The 2450-nt window shown below is 35.9% G+C and carries 4 protein-coding genes; 2 read left to right on the top strand and 2 right to left on the bottom strand.

What is annotated here, in order from left to right:
* A partial coding sequence (locus tag AC1DDX_RS26390) for a hypothetical protein (RefSeq protein WP_477622920.1) occupies positions 1 to 637 on the bottom strand: 637 nt, incomplete at its 3' end.
* A gap of 421 nt (positions 638 to 1058) precedes the next feature.
* On the opposite strand from AC1DDX_RS26390, the gene AC1DDX_RS26385 reads away from it, so the two are divergent.
* Both AC1DDX_RS26385 and AC1DDX_RS26380 read left to right on the top strand, forming a co-directional pair.
* A complete protein-coding gene (locus tag AC1DDX_RS26385) occupies positions 1059 to 1187 on the top strand; it encodes a hypothetical protein (RefSeq protein WP_477622919.1) in 129 nt (42 codons plus the stop codon).
* Between the two features lie 31 nt (positions 1188 to 1218).
* On the top strand, positions 1219 to 1572 hold the full coding sequence (locus AC1DDX_RS26380) for a hypothetical protein (RefSeq protein WP_337717691.1): 354 nt from the start codon (positions 1219 to 1221) through the stop codon (positions 1570 to 1572).
* On the opposite strand, the gene AC1DDX_RS26375 is transcribed toward AC1DDX_RS26380, so the two are convergent.
* Positions 1565 to 1996, bottom strand: a complete 432-nt coding sequence (locus AC1DDX_RS26375; protein WP_337717693.1) for a secondary thiamine-phosphate synthase enzyme YjbQ — start codon at positions 1994 to 1996, stop codon at positions 1565 to 1567. The genes AC1DDX_RS26380 and AC1DDX_RS26375 overlap by 8 nt on opposite strands.
* Positions 1997 to 2450 lie beyond the last annotated feature (454 nt).

Genomic DNA, 2450 nt, shown 5'->3' with positions numbered 1-2450 from the left:
GTATATCATCGCCACCATCGGAGAAATACTTGCTGATCATTCTTGGATAAACGATCTGATGGTCGCTCAATATCAACTTTCTCCCCGAGGGCAATTCCAGTTTTTCGATCTGTTTGAACAGATCAATGAAAGTAGCGACATAGCCTTCCTCGACCCTAATCTTTTGGCTGACTTCAAATACCCTTAATTCATCCAGGCGAGCCTGAAATTCTTCAATCAATTCCTTCTGTTTTTGTATGATATTTTCTTTCTCTTCAATGACAATATGGGATGGCCTTGCATTCCACTCGTCTATACGCTTCAGGTACTCTTGAAACTGTTGAAGTTTTTCAATACTCAGCTTGTGCATAGCATGATTGCTTGAAAAGGGATCCTGCATCTCGAAGTGCCTGATCCTATTTTGTACGATCTGCCAAACATGACGAAAGAAATCCTCTTTACCTGTGAGATTGCCTTCGAGGGCATAGTTTAAATGATAGTTATAATAACGAGGAAATTCCTCTTCTTCAATTCTGTAAATCTTAAGCAGAAAGTGGTTATCATCATAGCTATACCTTAGCCCCATGAAGGTTCCCAGATCGTAGGGATGAGCAGAAAAGGAAAAAGATTTTCTGGGCTTGAAGTAACTTGTTTTCATTGGCAACATTCTGAATAAAGCTAAAATAAGATTTTTTAAAAAAAATCACGATTCATCATATCAGTACCGGCTTAACGCTTTCCTGGTTCAAGATCTAGTCAGATAAGATTAATTGGTTAGTTGTTCTTGCGATAACCTGTTGTTAAAACAGCACAAGACATAAGAGCTGTATCTATCATTACGAATCCCAAGCTTGAATTTTGATCATTAGCAGGATTTGTTTGAACACCTACAAATTCAAAACTTTCTCTATGATAAATACATTTCATCTTAATACACTTATCCTCCACTAAAACATTCCAAAAAATTAAAATATTATAATAATTATTAAAAATATAACTTTACATTGTCTGTTACTGGTGCTCCGAAAAGAACTGTGAACAGCAAAATTACCTTAACTTAGCGCAAAAAATATCATCTAGTGTTCGAATTTTTTAAGGCATATCAAACAACTATTAACGACAAGGAGCTTACCATACTGGAAAGCCATGCCAAGTTCAAAAAACAATATCTGCTGCAGGGAGATGATGTATTTATCTTATGTTTGTAATCTCCGCTCTCAAAAAAGAAGGAACTTTTCGATGCAACAAACTATTCATAAAAATTACAAGATTGCCGCTTACCTAATCTTTACAGCATCAGCAGTTACATTAATAAATCATTTTCTTCATTATGCTGATAATATTACCACGGGTACTCTGGCACTCGAAACAACACTCTTAATTGCTGTTTTGGGCTATTTTGCAACGTTAGGCAAGGATTGGCTAAAGTGGGTTCTTACTTTTATCACTGTAATTAGTGTGTTTGCATTACAGCCAATTTTAAAGGAATTTGATACTTATCCAGTATATGGTATACTAAGTGTTATTGCTTGTGTTCTACAGATCATAGCCATGCCATTTTTGTTTTTGGCGCCTAAGGACATCGTTAAATAAACTTTTCGCCCAAAGCGGTTATAACCAAGGTTCTTTCACCTCCATAATTACGATGCTCGCAAAGATATATACCCTGCCAAATACCCAGTGCAAACCTTGCGTTACGAATGGGTATAGTTACTGAGCTACCCAAAATTGACGATTTTAAATGAGCAGGCATATCGTCAGAACCTTCATAGTCATGCTCGTAATCAGGATCATCTTCCTGAACCGTCTTATTAAAGAAAGTTTCAAAATCTTTCCGGACTGTCGGATCCGCATTTTCATTAATAGTAAGGGAAGCAGAAGTATGTTGAATAAATACCTGGCAAATCCCGGTTTTTAATAATTTAATTTCTGGGAAGGCCGCTTCTACTTCATCAGTAATCAGGTGAAACCCTCTTTTTCTTGCTCGAAGCGTTAATATTATTTGGAAGATTTCCATAAATAATGATTTCATGTTAGCACTAAAGTAGCTATTTACATCTGAGAATATCAGAGGAACAACTTTAGAAGTAATTCCTGCTTTAAGAGTAGTTTTAAAATAGCAAGAAAATGAATGTTGTAATAATTTTTGATATATCAGCTAGATTAGACGAGTTGAAATTAAAGGTTATTAAAGTAGCTGGAAATCAATTAAGAAGTTATATCATTTACCCAAACACTCCATGTGGAAGCCAAATGATACGCTTCAATCTGTCAAAAACGAATTTACGCAAGCCATTGATGAGGTGAATGCTTCCAGCGCTGATAAAATCTTAATTGAACGATTAATCGTCGTCTCAGCAAATTCGTGGATAGGCATACCTGGTACGAAATAATAGGATTTCAGAATTCACCTTTAAACAACAAATCCCTGCTCTTTTGAGGCCTTGATTAACCGRAGAGCATTCTTTGCC

The sequence above is a fragment of the Pedobacter sp. 10L46_2 genome, assembly GCF_056395165.1.
Note: the sequence above shows the minus strand (reverse complement) of the source record. Positions and strands in the feature narration are given on the sequence as shown.

Bases quoted from the DNA above. Each gene is read 5' to 3' on its own strand.
- AC1DDX_RS26380 (WP_337717691.1), top strand. From the start codon at position 1,219: ATGCAACAAACTATTCATAAAAATTACAAGATTGCCGCTTACCTAATC.
- AC1DDX_RS26375 (WP_337717693.1), bottom strand. From the start codon at position 1,996: ATGGAAATCTTCCAAATAATATTAACGCTTCGAGCAAGAAAAAGAGGG.